This window comes from Actinomycetes bacterium (assembly GCA_022396035.1).
Lineage (GTDB): Bacteria > Actinomycetota > Humimicrobiia > Humimicrobiales > Humimicrobiaceae > Halolacustris.
This window is the reverse complement of record JAIOXO010000002.1, coordinates 15175-35515: the sequence shown is the minus strand read 5'-3', so window position 1 is coordinate 35515 and position 20341 is coordinate 15175. Positions and strand designations below refer to the sequence as shown.

Below are 20341 nucleotides of genomic sequence, written 5' to 3'. Positions count from 1 at the left end.
TAAATATTTAAACCCATACACCGTCATCTTCAGGCTTATCTTCAAGCTCGCCTTCAGGTATTTCCTGTCCTACCTGTTTTGCCTCTTCCTGTTCTGGGCTTTTATCAATTTTCAAATTCTCCTGCACTCCTTTTTTTACCGCATCAGCGATTACGCTGGTAATTAAGCTGCAGGACCTTATAGCATCATCATTTCCGGGTATAACATAATCTATGTTATCCGGATCACAATTGGTATCAGTTATGGCTACAATAGGTATGCCGAGTTTGACAGCTTCATTAACTGCAATTACTTCTTTATGCGGATCCACCACATACAGGGCGTCGGGTATCTTCTTCATATCTCTTATTCCCCCGATATTATACAGTAACTTCTCATATTCCTTTTTTATACCCAGCACTTCTTTCTTGGGCAGCTTTTCAAAAACACCGCTCTCTTCCATCTCTTCAATTTCTACCAGTCTTTTGGTCCTTTTGCTTATGGTCTGAAAATTAGTAAGGGTTCCCCCCAGCCATCGATTCTTTACATAAGGCATGCCGCAGTCCTGGGCATATTTCTCAATAGTATCCTGGGTCTGTTTCTTGGTTCCTACAAAAAGCACCGTGCCTTGGTCACTGGCAAGGTCCTTGATATAATCATAGGCTTCCATTATCAGCTGCATGGTCTGTTGAAGATCTATGATATATATGCCATTTTTGGCAGCATATATATATTTCTTCATTTTTGGATTCCACTTTCTGGTCTGGTGGCCGAAATGTACCCCCACCTCCAGCAATTGTTTCATGGTTACAATACTCAAAATAGTACCTCCGTTTTTTATGGTTTTTCCTCCACCACTTTAACCTTTAAGGTGACACCATAATGCTACAAGTGGTGTGTGTATTTACTAATTTCAAATTTTAGCATAATAGATATCAATGAGCAAATACATAAACTCCAAAGATTTTAAACCTTTTTAAAAATTTTTCAACTTATTTTGCCCGGGGATGATAATTATTATAATCCTGTTTTAATTTTTTTATATTTAAGTGAGTATATATCTGGGTTGTGGAAATATTTTCATGCCCCAGCAATTCCTGAACCTCCCTTATATTGGCTCCGCTCTGCAGCAGGTGGCTGGCAAAGCTGTGCCTTATGCTGTGAGGGGAAATATTTTTATCTATGGCTGCCTTAAAGATATGTTTCTTCAGTATGGTTCTCATGCTTCTGGCCGACAGTCTGCCTCCCTGCTGATTCAGAAACAGATAAGGGCTTTTTTTATAGCTATCTTTTTGATATAAAAAATTAGTTCTTATTTTCAGATAGTTTTCCAGGCTTTGGCAGGCACTGCGGTTTATATAAACAATCCTTTGTTTGTTTCCTTTCCCTACCACCTTAATTTCCCTTTCTTTCATTTCCAGATCAAACATCTTTATATTTTCTATCTCATTTACCCTGGCTCCGGTAGAATACATAAGCTCTATTAAAGCCCTGTCCCTTTTTCCACAATCACTTTCCACCTCAATATTGGTTAACAGTTTTTCTGCTTCTGAAGCAGACAGAAAATTAAAAAATCTCTGATCTTTTTTGGGAGGAACCAACTGCTGGCTCAAATTTTCTTCCAGAATATCTTTTTTTTCAAAAAACTTGAAAAAATTTACAAAGGAGGAATATTTTCTGATTATGGTGCTATTTGCATATTTGAAATTATCCAGAAATTTTATATATTTTCTAAAATCATTCAGGGTTATATCTTCCAGAGATTCTACTCCTTTATTCTGTATATATTTTAAAAAGTGGCTGATATCTTTTTTATAGGATTGGATAGTATGGGGAGAAAGATTTTTCTGGTACTTTATAAATTCTAAATATTTGGCCAGGCCTTCAAAGAGTTTCATAATTTATAAATAATCACTTTCAATTTCTTTCATATCCTTTTTTATCTGCTCTCTTTTTTCTAAAACTCTTTCCAGCATGCCCGTATCCACTTTTTCATAATCAAACTTATATTCTATAGCTTCCTTAAAAAACTTAATTATATCATTTACCATATCTATTATTTTGTACCTTATTTTGTCCGATCTGTAATCAATTTTTAAATTCTCTTTGGAAATATGTTCTAATATATCTTCCATTTTAGGAATACTTCTATCCAGTACTTTCTCTACTTTTTCTGTCTTTAGAGGTTTTTCGGCCTTAATATAAGCAATTATTTTTTTAAATCTGGTTTTAATTAAGCGGTCATAGTCATATAAGGCAACCCCCAGAGGATTCTTGGGTCTTTCTATCTTTTTCTTTCCAAAGAGTCCCATCTTCAGCCTTTCCTCGAATTAGCATTATTTATATTATAATAGTACTGCCATAATATAAACAGGATAATTTAAGGTTAACCCTTCAGATATAATTGAACTCCTCCACTATACTGTCAATGCTGGATACCAGCTTTGCTCCTTTCTGTATAAGGTTATTGGTTCCTCTGCTGGTTCTGCTGTATATATTTCCGGGTACAGCGAAAACTTCCCTTCCCTGTTCGGCAGCAAAATTTGCAGTTATCAGGGCTCCGCCCTTTTCAGCACTTTCAATTACCACCACCCCGTTAGCCAGGCCGCTGATTATTCTGTTCCTGTATACAAAGTTTTTCTTTCTGGGCTTGGATAAGGGAAGATACTCTGAAACCAGGCATCCATTTTCAACTATTTCCCCGAATAAACGGAAATTGCTTCTGGGATAGGTATAACCTATGCCATTACCCAGCACCCCTATACTCCCCCCTTTGCCGGCCAGCGAAGCCTGCTGGGCACAGCCGTCTATACCTTTAGCCATCCCGCTTACCACAGTTATACCTGCCCTGGACAGCTGTCTGCCTAAATTGGCTGCCACTTTTTTCCCATAATCTGAAGGCTTTCTGGTGCCCACCACCGCTATTTTAAAATTATCAGTAATGGGCCTGCCTTTTAGAAAAAGCAGTGGGGGGACTAAAGCTATATTTTTTAGCAGCTCCGGGTATTGTCTATCGGTAAGGTTTAAAACCCTCAGGTTGTCCCGCTTAAGCTGATAGATTATCCGGTCCAGCCTGCTGCACTTTTCCACTTTTCTATCTAATCCAAAATAGGAAAAAACCCTGGACATATCCCGGCCATACTGCCGGAAAACTTTGTTAAAAAAGCCAGAGTTTATGCCCTGGATATAAAGTAGGTGCATCAATTTAATAGTTACCGGAGAAATACCCATGGCCACATAATAGACCCATATGTACATTTAGTCAATTATGTTTTTAGTTTAATACTCCAGTAAAACTTAACCGGTGGATATGGCTGGGCCCATATTTCTGTAAGCTCAAAAGATGTTCCCTGGTAGCATAACCCTTATTTTTGCTGAAACCATATTCTGGATAGTAACGGTCGAATTTGACCATGATATTATCCCTTATTACCTTGGCCACAATTGAGGCGGCAGCAATGGAAAGGCTCAGCATATCCCCATTGGTTAAAGGAACTACCTGTGCTTTAGCATCAAAACTGAAAAAATCTGATAATATAATATCAGGTTTTATGTTTAACTTTCCGACCGCCCTGCTTAAAGCCAGGATATTTGCCCTTCCTATATTCAAATCATCAATCTTTCTGGGACCGACCGCAGCTACGGACCAGCAAACACAGCTGCCAGTAATTATTTTAAACAGCTGCTGCCTTTTTTTTGGAGGTATCTTTTTAGAATCATTTAATCCGTCTATAAGCATACACTTTTTATCCAGTATTACTGCTGCTGCTACCAGAGGACCGGCCAGCGAACCTCTTCCTGCCTCATCCGCTCCCGCAATATACTCCATGCCGCAACCATATAAATTATCCTCATAGGCAGTAAGTTTTCTCAACCGGTTTATTTCTTTAATATTCATAAGGGATAAGCATAATGATTTTTAATCAACCCAGTAAATATTGTAATGCTTTTAGAAAATATTAACAGGATCCTACAGGTGTTTTATCCTGGAAGGCGGCCAGTAAATGATTACCAGCTCTCCAAATATATCGGTGTTTAAAATAGGGCCAAAATACCTGCTGTCCAGACTGTTCTTGCGGTTGTCTCCCATAACAAAATACTGGTCCGGGCCCAGCTTATAGGTTTGGTTCTGGTAACTGCCGGAATTATCATGGACTAGATAAGTTTCCTCTATTGGTTGTCCATTTATAATTATCTGCCCTTCATTGGTTAAGGTAACTTCTTCCCCGGGTAGGCCAATAGCCCTCTTTACCAGTTCTTTTTCCGGTTCAGCAGAAGAATTAAAAACAACTAAATCACCTCTTGATATCTCCCCAAAGCGGTAAGCCAGCTTATTTACTATAACTTTATCTCCCACCAGGAGAGTGGGCTCCATGGAAGGAGTGGGCACTATAAAAGGCTCAAAGACAAAAATTCTTATGGTCAGAGAAATAGCCACAGCCGCTATTACTACTACAAGATAGCCTAAAAATTCTTTAACTATTTTTTTCTGACCCATCAAACAGACATGCTATTTCTTGAATTTAACCTTGGATTTTTTACCAATCTTATCTCTGAGATAATACAGCTTGGCTCTTCTGACCAAACCTTCCTCCAGCCTTTGTATGGACTGTATTATGGGGGAATTCAATAGAAATGTTCTTTCCACACCAATATTGTTAAAAGATATCTTCCTTACGGTAAAGGTTTCATTTAAACCGCTACCCTGTTTTTTCAGTACTATACCTTCAAGCGTCTGGATTCTGTCCTTGTTTTCTTCACTGATCCTGATATTTACGCTGATCTTGTCACCCGGCTTAAATTCAGGGATATCAGACCTGATATATTTATTTTCTACCTTATCAAGAGTATTCATGTTTCACCAACCTGTATATTAATTTTTGATTTATTTAAAACTAAACAAATATAAGAAATTTAACTTTTTTTGTCAAATAAATCAGGACGCCTGTTCTTAGTTATTTTTACCGACTGCTCATTTCTCCAAGACTTTATCTTTTCATGGTTACCGGTAAGCAGCACTTCGGGCACTTTCAAACCCTTAAAAACAGGAGGCCTGGTATACTGGGGAAAATCCAGCAGGCTATCCTCAAAAGACTCCTGCTCAACTGACTCTTTCTTTCCCACTACCCCCGGCAGCAGACGGATAAGGCCATCCATTAAAACCATGGCTGGAACCTCTCCCCCGGACAGCACATAGTCCCCAATGGAAATTTCCATATCTATATCCAAATCTATTACCCTCTGGTCAATGCCTTCATACCTTCCGCAAACCAGTATAAGATTGGGTATCTTAACCAGTTCCTTTAGCAGGGGCTGATTTAAAACCCTGCCTTTGGGAGTAAGCAGTATGGTTTTAGATGAACCATTTCTATCCCCAATTTTATCCTTCAGGTAATTTATGGCCTCATCTAATGGCTGGGGCATCAGCACCATGCCCGGTCCTCCCCCATAGGGCCGGTCATCCACCTTCTTTTGTTTGTCTGTGGTAAAATCCCTTAGATTATAAATATTGACCTGGCATAAATTCTGTAAAAAAGCTTCCTTTATTACACCATGCTCAAAAAAGTTAGCAAAAAAATCAGGGAATATAGTTATAACATTTATGTTTAACATAGCTGCCAAATTAGATATATTGGGGTAGTTTTTTTAAAATTATTTTTCTCTCCCCTATATTTACCTTCTCAATATAAACATCAATAAAGGGTACCAAAATATTTTTTGTTTTTCTTTTTTCAGCTTCCCCTGCTTCCAGATCTATTGAAAGAACATAATTTGCCGGGAGATCAAGCATCTGTACCACAGTTCCAACAAATCTATCCCCTTCAAATACCGTACACCCGGGTATATCATCTGCCCAGTACTGGCCAGTCTCCAAATGGGGACTATCAGCTTCAGGACGGTACAGGTATTGACCCCGGTATTGTTCCGCAGCATTTCTGTCAGCCAATTCCAGAAATTTTATAAGGATACTATCTTTCCTGCTGCCGTCCATAACCATCTCTACAGTTAGCCTGTCCTTACCTTCAGGGGAAGTATATAAAATATCACCTTTAATAATAGATTTGGGGTAATCGGTATAAAGCCTTACTGTAACAAATCCTTTAACCCCGTGCGGCTTACCGATTACCCCGACTACTCTTATAGACATTTACTGCCTAAAATCAGTATATATTTTAAAATATTAGAAATATCAGTCTAATATTTTAACAATTGATGATTTTCCTCTTTTTGCAGAAGCTGCTCTCATAATCACTCTTAGAGCATTGGCTGTTCTACCTTTTTTACCAATAACCTTGCCCAGGTCATCCTCGGCTACCTGTAGTTTGAAAATTATTGTCTTTTCATCCTCCTCTTCTTCGGTAATCTGAACCTCCTCAGGATTATCAACCAGTTCTTTTACCATGTACTCTAGTAGTTCTTTCACAATTGACCTCCAGTTCTTATTTGTTGTCACTACTGATTAAATTAATTTTCTCGAAAAGCTTCTGCACTGTATTGCTGGGCTTTGCCCCTTTCTTAATCCATTCCAGTGCTTTCTCCTTATCCACCTCTACCTTTGAAGGTTCACTCTTGGGATCATAAGTTCCAATATTTTCAATAAACTTTCCATCCCTGGGAGATCTGCTGTCGGTAACTACAATTCTGTAGAATGGCCTTTTCTTAAAACCAGTTCTTGTCAACCTAATCTTTACACTCAATACTTTTCCTCCTAAATTACTAAATATAGCCATTGTCTAATTATTATATATTTTTATCAACATCTTGCAAAATTTTTTTATCCCCTTATTTTATCGAAGGGAAAATTGATTCCGTCCATGTTTCCGGAGAATTGCTTTAACATCTGTCTGGTAGTACCAAATTGCTTTATCAACCGGTTAACCTCTGCTACCGACGTACCGCTGCCTCTGGCAATCCTTCTTTTCCTGCTTCCATTAATTATATTGGGATTTCTTCTTTCTTCAACAGTCATGGAGCCAATCATGGCCTCGATTGGCTTTAGCTGTGAATCATCCAGATTTATATTCTTAAGCAGCTTACCTTTTCCGGCCATAGGCAGCATGGAAAACAGTTTATCCATGGAACCCATTTTTTTTATGCTCTTTAGCTGCTCCACAAAATCCTCAAAGTTTAATTCATTCTTTCTTATCTTCTCCTCAAATTTCTGGGCAGTTTTTTCATCTATTGCCTTCTCCGCATTCTCTATAAGGGTAAGCACATCCCCCATTCCCAGGATTCTTGAAGCTATTCTGTCCGGATAAAATACCTCAAAATCATCGACCTTTTCACCGGTAGATATAAATTTTATTGGTTTCTGGGTCATATAATGAACCGAAAGTGCAGCACCGCCCCTGGAATCACTGTCAATCTTAGTCATTATAAGTCCATCGCATTCTACTTCAGAATTAAAGGTTGTGGCAATATTTACTGCTTCCTGGCCGGTCATGGCATCCAGAACCAGCAGTACCTGGTGGGGCTTTACCTTCTTTTTTATATTTCCAATCTCGCCCATCATCTTCTTATCAATCTGAAGCCTTCCTGCGGTATCAATTATTACTATATCACTTCCCTCTTTCTTAAATTTGGCCGCTCCCCGGGCAGATATTTTCACCGGATCTTTGCCTTTTTCAGAATATACTTCCACCCCTATAGTTTCTGCCATATTTTTTAACTGTAATACAGCTGCCGGACGGTATACATCAGAGGCCACCACCGATACCTTTTTGTGGTATTCCTTCTGGAAATAATTGGCCAGCTTTATTACGGAAGAAGTCTTACCTGTACCCTGAAGGCCTACCATCATAATTATAGTAGGTGGCTTATTGCTAAGATCAACCTTTCCGGCTGAACCGCCCAATACCTCTACTATCTCATCATTTACTATCTTTACTACCTGCTGGTAGGGAGTCAGGCTTTCGGTTATCTGATCTCCCACAGCCTTCTTTTTTACCTGGCTTAAAAATTGCTTTACCACTTTGAAGTTTACATCAGCTTCCAGCAGGGCAAACTTAATCTCTTTAAGCGCAAGTTCCAGGTCCTGCGGGGAAAGTTTTCCCTTATTTCTTATCTTAAAAAATAGATTTTCAAACTTGTCGGTTAAAAATTCAAACATTCCTATCACCCTGTTTAGGATACCAATAAATCAACATATTTTTTAGGGTCAAAATAAGATAGGTTATCCAGTTTTTCTCCAGACCCTATCAACTTAACCCTCAACCCCAGTTCATTTTTTATAGTTACTACTATACCTCCCTTTGAAGTGCCGTCGGTCTTGGTTAAAACAAGACCGGTAACCGGCAAAGCCTGATTAAATTTTTCCGCCTGTGCTTTGGCATTCTGGCCGGTAGTTGAATCTATCACCAGTAAAACTTCATCGGTATCTCTGCCTGTTTTTTTGGATACCACCCTGTTTATCTTTTTAAGTTCTTCCATCAGGTTGAATGATGTTTGCATCCTTCCTGCGGTATCCACCAGCACCAGATCTATATCATTGGCCGCTGCTTTTTCTATACTGTCATAGACTACCGCCCCGGGATCTGAATTTTTCTGATGGCTTACCACCGGTATACCCATATCCTGGGCATAATGCTGGATCTGCTCCACTGCTGCTGCCCGGTAAGTATCAGCAGCTGCAATCAATACTTTTTTACCCTGTTTCTGAAACATCCAGGCAATTTTTGCCAAAGTGGTAGTCTTGCCTACCCCGTTTACCCCCACTATCAAATAGACTGAGGGATTGGTATCAGACAGGTTTAAAACAGCTTCGCCCTGCCCATCAAGTATGGCTTCAATTTTTTCCTTAAGCAATTGTTTAATACGGTCAGGATTTACCTCTTTTTCACTTAAAATTTCCGGCTTTATCTGCTCCAGAAGCCAGGTAGCAGTGGCAGCATTTATATCTCCCAGTATGAGCTCCTCCTCCAGCTGATCCCATACATCCTGGTCATTATTTTTAAGCTTGTTTACAAAATAATTAAAATTTTTAATTAATTTCTTCATTGGCCTTCTCGATCTTTTCTGAAACAATCTTTGAAACTCCATCCGACTGCATACTAACCCCATAGATGGTATCCGCAATCTCCATGGTTTTTTTCTGATGGGTTATCAAGATAATCTGCTGGGTTTCAGCAAACTTTTTTAAAAGGGAAAGAAACCGGTCGATATTTACATCATCCAGGGCCGCATCAGCCTCATCCAAAATATAGAAAGGCGAAAGATTGGTAGCAAATATGGAAAACAGAAAAGCTATAGATACCAAAGTCTTCTCCCCGCCGGATAAAAGTGATAATGGCACAAACTTGTTATTTCCAATATCCACTTTCAGATCTACACCCATCTCCTGGCTGTCATTAGGGCTGGTAAGTATAAGCTCGCCATTACCCAGGGGGAAAAGTACCTTGAAATAATAATTGAATCTCTGGTTTATCTTCTCATATTTCTGGATAAACATATCACTTATCTGTTTATTCATATCCTGTATTAGTTTTTCCAGTTTCTGCTTGCTAACCGCCAGATCTTCTCTCTGGTTATGCAGAAAATCATACCTTTTTTTAATTCTTTCAAACTCCACCGAGGCATTGGGGTTAATGTTTCCGAAATTTTTTATTTTAGTCTTAAGCCTTCCAATTATTTCCCTGGCCGGCCCAACTTCTTCCACTGGTTCATAGTTTTTTAATATATAGTCAATGGATAGATTATAGTTATCCACAATATAGCGGGTTAAGTTCTCCGTTTTTTCCTTAATCTGCTCCTGGTCCAAATCATTTTTATAAATCTGATTTTCCAAACGGTTATTTTCCATTTTTATCTGGTTTAACTGCTCGCCCAGTTCTTCTATTGTCGATTTTTCCTGCTCTATATCCTTTTTTTTCTCCTCAAACACCGGGTATGCTTTGGAGCTTAAAGCCTTAGAGCTGGCCTGTAAGGCATTTATTGCCTCCAGCAGCTTTCCGGCTTTCCCGGCATAAGTACTGCAGGCTTCCTTTAACTTAAGGTTAAGTTTTCTTTTTACCTCACGTTTTTCATCCTCTTTTTGCTCCTGGCTAAACCGTCCCAATAGTTCATCCAGCCTTAGATAGATATGTTTTGCCTGCCGGTGTAGTTCTTCAGCCTGGTCGTGCCCGGATAAAGCAGCATCTACTTTCTTCACATAGTCATCTATCAGCAGCTGCAGGTCTTTTAATTTCTGGTATAAAGAATCTTTCTCTGCTTTTTTTTCTGGTATAACTTTTGGGTCAAACATACTGGCCAGAGTAGAAAATATATTAACTTTGCTCCATATAAGCTCTTTAAGGTTACCCAGCCGGTTTTTTTGCATTTCTATGCGGTTGATGGTGTTTTCCCAGTAACGATACCGGTTTAGGCCCTGTTCAATGTCGCTACGGAAATCATTGTATCTTTTAGTCTGGGTATCCAGTTTCTGCTTAGACTGTTTGAGCTGCTGCTTCAATTGACGGCCCATCTTACTCTTGCTCTCCCAGGCTTTATTTAATTTATTTATCTGGGTAATAAAAAGAGAAAGTTCTAAATTTTTTAATTGATTGGCAACTTCAGAGTATTCTCTGGCTTTAGCAGCCTCAATTTCCAGGGGGTCCATGGTCCTTTTAATCTCGCCCATAAGATCATCAACTCTTCCCATATCTTCTTTTACCCGGCCCAGCTTGTTCTCGGATTTTTCTTTCCTGATCTTATGTTTTGAGATTCCCACCACTTCATCGATAATTAATTTTCTTTCACCAGGTTTAAGTATGGCTATTTCATTGATCTGCCCCTGGTTTATAATGGTGTACAGGCCTTTCCCTATACCACTGTCAGCAAGCAGCTCCTGGATGTCCATAAGCCTGCAGGGTGAACTGTTTATGAAGTAATCGCTCCCCCCTTCAGCATATACTCTCCGGGTAAATTTAACCTCGCTAAAATCAAGATCTATTGCCCGGTCCTTATTTTCAAAAAGTAAGGAAACTTCAGCAATCCCCATTTCTTCTTCTTTATTTCTAAAGATTACATCCCCCATACTGGCACCTCTTAATGATTTTGGGCTTTGCTCCCCCAGCACCCAGGATATAGCATCAGCAATATTGCTTTTGCCGCTCCCGTTAGGGCCTACAACTACACTGACTCCCGGTTCAAATACCAGAGTACTTTTTGCTTTAAATGATTTAAATCCTCGAAGAGTAATGGTTTTTAGATACAATTTCCTGCAACAATTCTACTTTTTTAAATTATAAAGGGTGGATAAGGCATCCCTGGCAGCTTCCTGCTCGGATTTTTTCTTACTCTTGCCTTTTCCCCTGCCAATTATCTTTTCTTCTATCATGGATACGGAATAAAACAGTTTGTTATGGTCCGGTCCATCAGCTTTTATGAGCCTGTACTTAACCAGCTTGGCATAATCTGCCTGCACCGCTTCCTGTAAATAAGTTTTGTAATCAGATATCTTGGGCCTGAGTATCCTCTCCTCAATCCTGTCTTCAAATCTTTCCAACAGCCACTTTCGGGTAAACTCTATGCCCTGATCTATATAAATTGCCCCCACAAAGGCTTCAAAACTATCTGCCAGTATGGAATCTTTTTCCCTGCCCTGACAACTTTCTTCATTTTCGCTTAAAAGAATTTGCTTATCAATTCCTATTTCCCTGGCTAATATGGCCAGGGTTTTCATATTAACCAGTATGGCCCTTATCTTGGCCAGCTTACCTTCAGTATAATTACCATAATTCTCATACAGGTAAGAAGTAAGCACAAAGGAAATAATACTGTCTCCCATAAATTCAAGCTGCTCATTGCCTCTCGACTCAACATTTATCTCCCTGGCAAAAGACCTGTGAGTTAAACTCTGAATATAAACTTTTAAATCTTCGGTGTCTATACCAATGGTTTTAAGCCAGGTCCTTATTCTCTTCCTTAATGTACCTTCTTCTTCCATAAACTAAAGCAGAAACCTTAAGTCTTATTTTGTATGTTTATCTATATAATTTAAGGCATCCTGAACTGTTTCCAGTTTTTCAGCCTCTTCGTCACTGATTTCAATACCAAATTTGTCTTCAAAAGACATAATTAGTTCGACCAAATCCAGAGAATCTGCACCAAGGTCTTCCACAAACTTGCTTTCAGGGGCAATCTCTTCTTCTTTTGCACCCAGAACATCCACCAGTACCTCTTTCACCTTTTCAAAATTCTCCATTATTCCTCCTGATTATAAATTGCTATTGATTTCTTGTTTAACTTTTCCTACTAGATCGGTTTTTATGCCTTCATAGGCTACCCTTATTGCATTGTATACAGCTTTTTCCTTTGAGCTTCCATGGGAAATAACCGCAACTCCATTTAATCCCAGCAAATAAGCTCCTCCATATTCCTCATAATCAAATTTCTTTTTCAATGATCCCAGGGAGCCCTTCAACCCCAGGGCCATAAGCTTGCTAAGCAAGTTCGAGGTTAAGGCTTGCTTAACCTCACCAAACAAAAGGGTGGCCAGTCCTTCCACTGATTTTAATAAAATATTGCCAATAAATCCATCACAAACTGCTACATCTACAGCACCTTCGAATATTTCTCTGCCTTCCACATTACCGGTAAAATTAATATTAGACTGCTTCAGTAGTGGAAAAGCTTTCAAAGTAAGCTCATTTCCCTTTTTATCTTCACTCCCTATATTTAAAAGTCCTATTTTAGGATTGGATACATGTAGAATATTCTGGGAGTAAACCTTACCCATCAGAGCAAATTGTTGAAGATACTGGGGCTTGCAGTCCACATTGGCACCGGCATCCAGCAATACCAATTTTTTTTGCCCCAGGGGGATGACCACTGCTATTGCCGGTCTAAGCACCCCTTTTATTCTTTTGAGATTAAACAGAGCGCATGCCATAGCCGCACCGGTGTTGCCTGCTGAAAGGAAGGCACTTCCAGGAAGCTGTGCTGCTCTAGCAGCTGCCAGGAATAAAGAAGAATCCCTGTGATTTTTTACTACCTCTGAGGGAGATTGATCCATGGATACTTCTGTTTCTGCGTTCACCAGCTCCACATTGTTTAAATCAAGACCGGCCTGCCGGGCAGAAACCCTTACTTTTTGCTCATTTCCAGCCAATACAATATGGGCATCTTTTAAACTGGAAGCCTTTATTGCACCCTTAATAATTTCAGTGGGAGCATAGTCTCCGCCCATAGCATCTATAACTATGCTGAATTTGTTCTGTTCCAATAAAGCTTACCCTTCCACACTCAACTTTTTACCAGATCGAATAAGGCCTTGGTATCTATACATTCACTAACAACTTCAACTATTTTATCAATTTTTTTCATTTCATGAAATCTAACATGGCCAATAATCTTTTCTACTTTTTCTACTGCAGTAAGGGTATCATAATTAACCAAAATCATGGGAATACCTAATTCTTCTGCCCTTCCCAGGACCACAGTTGAAGGCTGGAAATTACCGGTAAGTATCAAACATTTGGTAGGGGTTTCCAATGCTGCCAGCTGAACATCGGCCCTGTCTCCACCAGTAATTACTGCTTTATTTATTTTTCTCCTGAAAAATTTCAAAGCCTGTTCCTGGCCCATGGCACCTACCATAAAGGATTCCACCAGTTCGTCAGTTTTGTCCTCTGCACATATAATCTGCCCTTCTAATTGGTCAGCCATTACCTTAACGCTTACCGAGGATAGTATTTTATTTGAAGGAATATAACCAAATACATTAATTCCTTTTTGTTTCAGAAAAGGCAAAACCAGGTCTGTTAAAAAATCTACCTGACTTCTGGGCACCCAGTTTATTATTACCCCACCAAAGCAGTCTGCTAAAAATGCCCTTGCATACATTATTTCATCTACTATTTCCGGACAAAATCTCAGAACCATAACTGCTTTTGCACCAATTTTTTCACATATCTCCCGGGAGGAGACCCCCATAAAGAATCCATCTTCAACACTTTTTGCCCCTTCCAGTATAACCAGATCCTTATTCTGCCTAATATTCTGATATGACTTGTCTATAAGATCCAGAAAACCTTTGGAAAACTCGCTATCCTTAAGCCCCTGCCTTATCGATTGCTGGGTCATCACTATAGGGGATATGTTCTCCAGATCATCTTTGACATTTAAGATGTTTGAGATGTACTGTGCATCTTCATCGGTGGTTATGCCACCTTCCCTGGTAGGTAGTGTTCCTATGGGCTTCATATATCCCACCTTTAAGCCATCGTTTATAAGCTTTTTTCCTACCCCTACACACATGGAGCTTTTCCCAGAGAAAGGCTTATTTGAAATAAAAAACAATGGGTACATATTTGCCTCCTTTCAGTTTTTAATTTTCGCCTATTCTAATCCTTACATCCCCGGCAATAGAGCCCTGGCCTTTGCTCTTAACAAAAAGAGGATTTATATCCATTTCTATTATTTCCGGAAAATCCATAACCAGTTGAGAAATCCTTAGCAGCACTTCCACTATACTGTCTATATCGGAAGGCGCTTCCCCCCTGGCTCCTTTAAGCAATTTAATAGTCTTAATCTCATTTATCATTTCTATAGCATCATCCCTGGCAATTGGGGCAATCCGGAAAGATACATCCTTTAGGACTTCTACATATATTCCTCCCAGACCAAACATAATCATTGGCCCAAATTGAGGGTCTTTATTAATTCCAATAATAGTTTCTTTCTTTGATTGTACCATTTCCTGGATTAAAATACCTTTAATATTGGCATCTGGCATATATTTTTTCACATTCCAGAGCATCTGTTCAAATTCCTCTTCCAGTTCCTTTTCATCAGAAATGCCTACCTTGATGCCGCCCACATCGGTTTTATGCAATATATTGGGAGAGACTATTTTAAGAACCAGTGGATAGCCAATTTTTTTAGCAATATTTTTAGCTTCACTGATATCAGTAGCTAATTCAGCCTTGGGGATTTCTATTCCATAGGCCCCTAAAACGATTCTGGCTTCCATCTCGCCCAGCTCAAGCCGGCCTATCTGTTTATTGGTTTCAAAAAGCTCCTTTACGCTTTTGGTGTCCACCTTGAACTCTTTAATCTTGAAAGTTTTTTTATTTTTCCATTCACTATAGTCAATCATTACTTTTAAGGTTTCCACTGCAGTCTCGGGTATATCATAGTTTGGTATGCCATGATCTCTTAAATAGTTGATTCCCTTATGTACCTGATCGCCACCCATAAAACAGCTGATAACCGGAATCTTGGTTCCACTGTCTTTTACTTCTTCTATTATTGCCTGGGCTGTTTCATAGGGTTGGGTTACAGACTGCGGAGTTAGAATCACTATAATTGCCTCTACATTCTTATCTTTTAGCACAACTTCCAGGGTTTTTTGGTATCTATCTGCACCAGCATCTCCTAATACATCCACCGGGTTGTAGAAATTGGCAGCAGCCGGTAAAAATTCTTTCAGTTCTTCTATAGTCTTCTTATCCAGGCTAGCCAGGGGTATGTCACTTTCTTCACAAGCATCGGTGGCCATAATACCCGGACCTCCTGCATTTGTTATTATTGCAACTTTTTTGCCTTTAGGCAATGGCTGATTGGCAAAAGTATTGGCATAATCAAAAAGGTTTTTAATGGTATGGGCTCTTATAATGCCTGATTGTTTAAAGGATGCTGTATATGCTTTTCCAGAACCGGCAAGGGTCCCGGTATGTGAAGAAACAGCTCTGGCTCCAGCACTTGTATTTCCAGCCTTAACCACAATTATCGGCTTTTTCTTGGAAACCTTGCTGCTTATATCTATGAATTTTCTTCCATCTTTTACGCCCTCCAGATAAGCAGTGATAACCTTGCAGCTATCATCGTTTTCCATATACTCTATGCAGTCATTTTCTGAAATATCGGACTTATTCCCCAGAGATACAAACTTGGAGATCCCGATATCAGCAAATTTAGCCCAGTCCAATACTGAGGTCCCCAGTGCACCCGACTGGGATATAAAGCTTATGCTTCCAGGACCAGGTAAGGTTGGAGAAAAAGAGGCGTCAAGGGGACAGGAAGTATCAATCATTCCCAGGCAATTAGGTCCCAGTATCCTTATGCCGTACTCTCTGGCTTTCTTAATCATCTCTACTTCCAGCCTAGCTCCTTCTTTTCCTACTTCCTTAAAGCCTGCTGAAATGACGATAGCTGCCTTTACCTTTTTTTTAGCACAATCATCCAGGGTAGAGATCACATATTTTCCTGGAATTACAATTACTGCCAGATCTATATCCTGGGGTACATCCAGCAATGATTTATAGCATTTTAATCCGTGAATTTTATCCGACTTGGGGTTGATTGGAAAAATCTTTCCCTTGAATTTTGAATTAATAACATTGTTTAAAATGGTATTGCCTACTTTTCCGCTTTCCCTAGATGCCCCAACCACTGCTACTGAATTGGGGCAAAATAAACTATCCAGACTCACCATCTACCTCCATCTAATTAATTTTATTTTTTTTCTGTTTCCATTTTTATGATTTCCTGGTTGCTGTAATAACCGCAACTTTCACAAACCCTGTGAGCCAATTTTTTGCTATGGCATCTGGGACAATCTACTATATTTAACGCCTTTAACCGATCGTGGCTTCTGCGCATATCCCTTTTACTGCTTGTGGTCCTCCGTTTTGGAACCGCCATGATAACCTACCTCCTATAAGTATAATATGTTACAAGGCTGTTATAAGCCCAAACAAACATAGTACTATACCATAAAATTTTTATTATTCAATGTTATTGTTCAGACTTTAAAGTAGCTTTAAACTGGTCCCTACCCCTTTCCACTGCAGAAAGCAGTTTATGGAGCACCGCTTCCAGGTTGGCCAGCTTTTCATCGGCATAATCTTCGGCCTCCAGCCTTATGGTTCTTGCCTTGGCTTCCACCATTGACATTATTTCCTCAGCCTTCTTATTGGCATTTTTCAATACCTCGGTCTCGCCAACCAACACCTGAGCTCTTTCTTCAGCCTCTTTTACTATCCGGGTAGACTGCCTTTTTGCTTCTTCAATCATTCCTTCTCTTTCTTTGACAATCCACCTTGCCTGTTTTAGTTCTTCCGGGAACAAGCTCCGGAGTTCATCAATTAAATCATAGATTTCGTTTTCGTTAATTATGGCATTGGACGAAAACGGAAGCTTCTTGCTTTTTTCCACCAATTCTTCAATTTTATCCACTATTTCTAAAGCATCCATATTTTCCTCTCCGTTTTATTATTCAAATATATTATTATTAAAACTTTCAACTATATCCGATTCAATCTCCTTAGGCACTAAATCCTTTATACAACCTCCAAGAGCTGCAATCTCTTTAACCGCGCTTGAACTGAGGTAGGCATACCTGGGATTAGTCATTAAAAACATAGTTTCAACTTCAGGGTTAAGCTTTTTATTAATCTGGGCCATTTGAAACTCGTATTCAAAATCCGAAATAGCCCTCAGGCCTTTTACTATAACCTTGGCTTTGGCCTTCTTGGCTACATCTACCAGAAGACAATTAAAGGATACTACTTCCACATTCTCAATTCCCCCCAGCACACGCTTCACAAAGTCTATTCTTTTGACCAGAGAATACAAGGGCCTTTTTTTGGGAGTATCCGAAACCGCTACTACTATTTTTTTAAAGATTTTTGAACATCTGATTATGATATCGCGGTGCCCTTCGGTAATTGGATCATAGGTACCGGGGCAAATTGCTGTTCTTTCCATTAAATACATCCTTTAAAGCTTTAAATAACTAACCTTCTTATCACCGTAATGGTATTCTTTTATTATATTAAGTTTTTTTATTTCATGGTATATATTTTTTTTAAAAAAATATTCATAAACAATTATTGATTGTTTATCTATTATCTGGCCCAGGGCCAGGATACCAAAAATCTTCGCCATTTTAGCCTCAGATATTTTATAGGGAGGATCTAAAAATACTATATCCCAGTGGTACTCAGAAGATTTTTTTAAGAATCTTTCCGCATCATCCCTTATGACATTATAACTATCCCGGTCAATGCCCACTATGCCAATATTATGTTTAATAAGTTTAATTGCCCCAATACTCTTATCCACAAAACAAACCCGGCCTGCTCCCCTGCTTAAAGCCTCCAGTCCCAGGGAACCACTGCCCGCGAACAAATCAAGTATGTTCTTTTGTTCCAGTTGAAAACCAAGGACACTAAAAATGCTTTCCTTTACCCTGTCCTGGGTTGGCCTGATATCCAGATTGGATGGGATTTTAAGTTTTCTACCTTTGTACTTGCCAGAAATAATCCTAATTGGTAATCACCTTTATATTATTCTATGGAAAAGATTACAGGATATAATGGTTGCCCTCCATTATGGAACTCTATCTCCAGCTGAGGAAAATGCTGCTTTATTTTTTCTTTTATAAGCCCCATATCCTCTTTGTTTAAGTTTGCACCGGTATAAAAGGTAATTACTTCCTCCTGGCCCTTAACCATGTCTCTTACCAGATCCAGGGTAGCATCAACAATGTTATCTGATATTACCCTTACCTTGCCATCATGGAGACCTATGAATTCGCCTTTCTTTATCTCTCCCACCAGCAGGTTCGCGTCCCTTACCGCCCGGGTTATCTCACCGCTCTTTACCGACTTTATGGCTTCAGACATACCGTAAACATTTTCATCTATTTCCATATCCTGGTTAAAAGCCAGCACCGAACTTATTCCCTGTAGAATGGTTTCCGTAGGGACCACATGCACTTCCTTTTTTACGATACGCTTAGCCTGTTTGGCAGTAGCAATTATATTTTTATTATTGGGCAGAATTATTATTGTTTCAGCATCAATGTTGTTAATTGCCTTTACCATATCATAAGTAGAAGGATTCATGGTCTGGCCTCCACTTATAATATAATCAACACCTATGCTCTTAAAAATCTCTACCAGTCCTTCTCCGTTGGCCACAGCTACAACCGAAGCTTTCCTGAGTTTGACTTCTTCTTCTTTGCCTTCCATAATATTGGCTTGCCTGCTCTGTTCCACCATGTTATTTATCTGTATCTCGTGCAAGCTTCCTTCCCTTATCGCCCGCTTTAACACCTTATGGGGCTGATTGGTATGTACATGTATTTTCACCAGCTTTTCATTCCCTACCACCATGGCACTATCTCCATAGCTTTCTATGTTATCCTTAAGCTTCTCTACATTTATTTTTTCTCCCTTTACTATAAGCTCGGTACAATAAGTATACTTGATATCAGAAGATACATTCAGCTGGCTCAACTGTTTATAGGATTCTTGTTTGGACTGGGGTTTGGATCTTCCCGGATTAGCGCCCACCTTGTTTCTGGTTATCTTTCCATCTATCACTTTTAATTGTTCCAGAGCCTTCTTCAGGCCTTTCAGGATAACCAGAATCCCCTTGGCTCCTGCATCTACAACATCCGCCTGTTTTAAAACCGGCAAAAGATAGGTAGTTCGGGTAACTGATTTTTCTGTTTCTTTAATCAGCATGTTAACCAGATTCTTGTAATCTATGTCATCTTTGCTGCCGTTTGCCATATTCTCAACCGCCCGATGTATATCTTTTATGGTGGTGAGCATGGTTCCTTCGGTAGGGTTTTGCACAGAACTGTAAGCCATTTCCTTTGACGAGGCCAAAGCCTGTCTCAAAATTTCCAGATCCACATCTTCCTGTTCCATTATCACATCAAAAAAGCCTTTCAATATCTGGGAAAGTATAACCCCTGAATTTCCCCTGGCCCCCATTAGGCCCCCAAAAGATACCGATTCTGAAATGTTTTTAATATTATATTTATTGAGTTTAGTGATCTCCTCATTTATGGATTTCAAGGTTAAAAGCATATTGGTTCCGGTATCCCCGTCAGGGACCGGAAAAACATTTAAATTATTTATATGTTCTTCATTTTCAGAAAAAGTTTCAATAATAATGGATACTGTCTTCTTGACTATATCTGGATTTAATTTTTGAAACATAATCTTTCACCTTTAATTATAACTTTCATTTTTATTATATTGGATACTTTAACAAATAAGTATACAAAATTAATTACAATTGTTCATCCTCTAGTAATGATATTGACTTATTTTACTAAAAATAGTTTCCGGTCAATCAAAATTAAGATTTGTTTGTCTTGCTAATTAAAAAATATAATGATATATTTCTAGCTGTTTTAAAATTGGTAATATTAATATCAGGAGTATATAAATGTCTGCAAAATGCGATATATGTGGCAAAGGCCCCCTTTTTGGGAATAGTGTTAGCCATTCACATAAAAAGACCAGAAAAGTCTTTAAACCCAACCTGCAAAAGATTAAAGCAGAAATTAATGGCAAAGTTAAAAGAATAAATATCTGTTCCCGGTGCCTTAAATCCAATAAAGTCAAAAAGGTTGTTTAGA

General features: G+C 39.0%; 25 protein-coding genes. 1 reads left to right on the top strand and 24 read right to left on the bottom strand.

What is annotated here, in order from left to right:
* Positions 1-7: 7 nt before the first annotated feature.
* The 24 genes from rpsB to K9H14_01150 form a co-directional block, all read right to left on the bottom strand.
* Positions 8-799 (bottom strand): 30S ribosomal protein S2, encoded by a 792-nt coding sequence (rpsB, locus tag K9H14_01265; GenBank protein MCG9478822.1) that lies wholly within the window; start codon positions 797-799, stop codon positions 8-10.
* A 172-nt stretch (positions 800-971) separates the two neighbouring features.
* The gene (locus K9H14_01260) at positions 972-1877 is read right to left on the bottom strand and encodes a tyrosine recombinase XerC (protein MCG9478821.1); all 906 of its coding nucleotides are present in this window, start codon (positions 1875-1877) and stop codon (positions 972-974) included.
* Between the two features lie 3 nt (positions 1878-1880).
* The gene (locus K9H14_01255) at positions 1881-2291 is read right to left on the bottom strand and encodes a hypothetical protein (GenBank protein MCG9478820.1); all 411 of its coding nucleotides are present in this window, start codon (positions 2289-2291) and stop codon (positions 1881-1883) included.
* 82 nt (positions 2292-2373) lie between these two features.
* A complete protein-coding gene (gene dprA / locus K9H14_01250) occupies positions 2374-3237 on the bottom strand; it encodes a DNA-processing protein DprA (GenBank protein ID MCG9478819.1) in 864 nt (287 codons plus the stop codon).
* Between the two features lie 16 nt (positions 3238-3253).
* The gene (locus K9H14_01245; protein ID MCG9478818.1) at positions 3254-3877 is read right to left on the bottom strand and encodes a ribonuclease HII; all 624 of its coding nucleotides are present in this window, start codon (positions 3875-3877) and stop codon (positions 3254-3256) included.
* 72 nt (positions 3878-3949) lie between these two features.
* Complete coding sequence (gene lepB / locus K9H14_01240) at positions 3950-4477, bottom strand: signal peptidase I (protein MCG9478817.1); 528 nt, start codon at positions 4475-4477, stop codon at positions 3950-3952.
* A gap of 12 nt (positions 4478-4489) precedes the next feature.
* Positions 4490-4834, bottom strand: a complete 345-nt coding sequence (gene rplS / locus K9H14_01235; protein MCG9478816.1) for a 50S ribosomal protein L19 — start codon at positions 4832-4834, stop codon at positions 4490-4492.
* A gap of 59 nt (positions 4835-4893) precedes the next feature.
* Entirely contained in the window at positions 4894-5592 is a 699-nt protein-coding gene (gene trmD, locus K9H14_01230; protein MCG9478815.1) for a tRNA (guanosine(37)-N1)-methyltransferase TrmD, read from the bottom strand.
* 10 nt (positions 5593-5602) lie between these two features.
* Complete coding sequence (gene rimM, locus K9H14_01225; protein MCG9478814.1) at positions 5603-6127, bottom strand: ribosome maturation factor RimM; 525 nt, start codon at positions 6125-6127, stop codon at positions 5603-5605.
* 42 nt (positions 6128-6169) lie between these two features.
* Positions 6170-6406, bottom strand: a complete 237-nt coding sequence (locus K9H14_01220) for a KH domain-containing protein (protein MCG9478813.1) — start codon at positions 6404-6406, stop codon at positions 6170-6172.
* A 13-nt stretch (positions 6407-6419) separates the two neighbouring features.
* Positions 6420-6677 carry a 30S ribosomal protein S16 gene (gene rpsP / locus K9H14_01215; protein ID MCG9478812.1) on the bottom strand — a complete coding sequence of 86 codons (258 nt, stop codon included), beginning with the start codon at positions 6675-6677 and terminating at the stop codon, positions 6420-6422.
* 77 nt (positions 6678-6754) lie between these two features.
* Positions 6755-8089 (bottom strand): signal recognition particle protein, encoded by a 1335-nt coding sequence (ffh, locus tag K9H14_01210; GenBank protein ID MCG9478811.1) that lies wholly within the window; start codon positions 8087-8089, stop codon positions 6755-6757.
* Between the two features lie 14 nt (positions 8090-8103).
* The gene (gene ftsY / locus K9H14_01205) at positions 8104-8976 is read right to left on the bottom strand and encodes a signal recognition particle-docking protein FtsY (GenBank protein MCG9478810.1); all 873 of its coding nucleotides are present in this window, start codon (positions 8974-8976) and stop codon (positions 8104-8106) included.
* A complete protein-coding gene (locus K9H14_01200) occupies positions 8960-11170 on the bottom strand; it encodes an AAA family ATPase (GenBank protein MCG9478809.1) in 2211 nt (736 codons plus the stop codon). The genes ftsY and K9H14_01200 overlap by 17 nt, the downstream gene beginning before the upstream one ends.
* 15 nt (positions 11171-11185) lie before the next feature.
* Entirely contained in the window at positions 11186-11902 is a 717-nt protein-coding gene (gene rnc, locus K9H14_01195; protein ID MCG9478808.1) for a ribonuclease III, read from the bottom strand.
* A gap of 24 nt (positions 11903-11926) precedes the next feature.
* Complete coding sequence (gene acpP, locus K9H14_01190; protein MCG9478807.1) at positions 11927-12163, bottom strand: acyl carrier protein; 237 nt, start codon at positions 12161-12163, stop codon at positions 11927-11929.
* Between the two features lie 9 nt (positions 12164-12172).
* Positions 12173-13144: a phosphate acyltransferase PlsX gene (gene plsX / locus K9H14_01185; protein MCG9478806.1), complete on the bottom strand. Its 972-nt coding sequence runs from the start codon at positions 13142-13144 to the stop codon at positions 12173-12175.
* A 56-nt stretch (positions 13145-13200) separates the two neighbouring features.
* On the bottom strand, positions 13201-14265 hold the full coding sequence (locus K9H14_01180; protein ID MCG9478805.1) for a phosphotransacetylase family protein: 1065 nt from the start codon (positions 14263-14265) through the stop codon (positions 13201-13203).
* 19 nt (positions 14266-14284) lie between these two features.
* Positions 14285-16393, bottom strand: coding sequence for an acetate--CoA ligase family protein (locus K9H14_01175; protein MCG9478804.1), 2109 nt, complete (start codon positions 16391-16393; stop codon positions 14285-14287).
* 20 nt (positions 16394-16413) lie between these two features.
* Positions 16414-16602, bottom strand: coding sequence for a 50S ribosomal protein L32 (gene rpmF, locus K9H14_01170; GenBank protein MCG9478803.1), 189 nt, complete (start codon positions 16600-16602; stop codon positions 16414-16416).
* Between the two features lie 93 nt (positions 16603-16695).
* Entirely contained in the window at positions 16696-17154 is a 459-nt protein-coding gene (locus K9H14_01165) for an ATPase (GenBank protein MCG9478802.1), read from the bottom strand.
* A gap of 18 nt (positions 17155-17172) precedes the next feature.
* The gene (coaD, locus tag K9H14_01160) at positions 17173-17667 is read right to left on the bottom strand and encodes a pantetheine-phosphate adenylyltransferase (protein MCG9478801.1); all 495 of its coding nucleotides are present in this window, start codon (positions 17665-17667) and stop codon (positions 17173-17175) included.
* Between the two features lie 12 nt (positions 17668-17679).
* Positions 17680-18231 (bottom strand): 16S rRNA (guanine(966)-N(2))-methyltransferase RsmD, encoded by a 552-nt coding sequence (gene rsmD / locus K9H14_01155; GenBank protein ID MCG9478800.1) that lies wholly within the window; start codon positions 18229-18231, stop codon positions 17680-17682.
* Between the two features lie 17 nt (positions 18232-18248).
* Positions 18249-19916: a DAK2 domain-containing protein gene (locus tag K9H14_01150; protein ID MCG9478799.1), complete on the bottom strand. Its 1668-nt coding sequence runs from the start codon at positions 19914-19916 to the stop codon at positions 18249-18251.
* A gap of 232 nt (positions 19917-20148) precedes the next feature.
* On the opposite strand from K9H14_01150, the gene rpmB reads away from it, so the two are divergent.
* Positions 20149-20340: a 50S ribosomal protein L28 gene (rpmB, locus tag K9H14_01145; protein ID MCG9478798.1), complete on the top strand. Its 192-nt coding sequence runs from the start codon at positions 20149-20151 to the stop codon at positions 20338-20340.
* Position 20341: the final 1 nt, after the last annotated feature.

Coding starts and splice junctions, on each gene's coding strand:
- K9H14_01260 (MCG9478821.1), bottom strand. CDS start 1,877: ATGAAACTCTTTGAAGGCCTGGCCAAATATTTAGAATTTATAAAGTAC.
- K9H14_01255 (MCG9478820.1), bottom strand. CDS start 2,291: ATGGGACTCTTTGGAAAGAAAAAGATAGAAAGACCCAAGAATCCTCTG.
- dprA (MCG9478819.1), bottom strand. CDS start 3,237: ATGTACATATGGGTCTATTATGTGGCCATGGGTATTTCTCCGGTAACT.
- K9H14_01245 (MCG9478818.1), bottom strand. CDS start 3,877: ATGAATATTAAAGAAATAAACCGGTTGAGAAAACTTACTGCCTATGAG.
- lepB (MCG9478817.1), bottom strand. CDS start 4,477: ATGGGTCAGAAAAAAATAGTTAAAGAATTTTTAGGCTATCTTGTAGTA.
- rplS (MCG9478816.1), bottom strand. CDS start 4,834: ATGAATACTCTTGATAAGGTAGAAAATAAATATATCAGGTCTGATATC.
- trmD (MCG9478815.1), bottom strand. CDS start 5,592: ATGTTAAACATAAATGTTATAACTATATTCCCTGATTTTTTTGCTAAC.
- rimM (MCG9478814.1), bottom strand. CDS start 6,127: ATGTCTATAAGAGTAGTCGGGGTAATCGGTAAGCCGCACGGGGTTAAA.
- ffh (MCG9478811.1), bottom strand. CDS start 8,089: ATGTTTGAATTTTTAACCGACAAGTTTGAAAATCTATTTTTTAAGATA.
- ftsY (MCG9478810.1), bottom strand. CDS start 8,976: ATGAAGAAATTAATTAAAAATTTTAATTATTTTGTAAACAAGCTTAAA.
- rnc (MCG9478808.1), bottom strand. CDS start 11,902: ATGGAAGAAGAAGGTACATTAAGGAAGAGAATAAGGACCTGGCTTAAA.
- plsX (MCG9478806.1), bottom strand. CDS start 13,144: ATGGGCGGAGACTATGCTCCCACTGAAATTATTAAGGGTGCAATAAAG.
- K9H14_01180 (MCG9478805.1), bottom strand. CDS start 14,265: ATGTACCCATTGTTTTTTATTTCAAATAAGCCTTTCTCTGGGAAAAGC.
- K9H14_01175 (MCG9478804.1), bottom strand. CDS start 16,393: ATGGTGAGTCTGGATAGTTTATTTTGCCCCAATTCAGTAGCAGTGGTT.
- rpmF (MCG9478803.1), bottom strand. CDS start 16,602: ATGGCGGTTCCAAAACGGAGGACCACAAGCAGTAAAAGGGATATGCGC.
- K9H14_01165 (MCG9478802.1), bottom strand. CDS start 17,154: ATGGATGCTTTAGAAATAGTGGATAAAATTGAAGAATTGGTGGAAAAA.
- coaD (MCG9478801.1), bottom strand. CDS start 17,667: ATGGAAAGAACAGCAATTTGCCCCGGTACCTATGATCCAATTACCGAA.
- K9H14_01150 (MCG9478799.1), bottom strand. CDS start 19,916: ATGTTTCAAAAATTAAATCCAGATATAGTCAAGAAGACAGTATCCATT.
- rpmB (MCG9478798.1), top strand. CDS start 20,149: ATGTCTGCAAAATGCGATATATGTGGCAAAGGCCCCCTTTTTGGGAAT.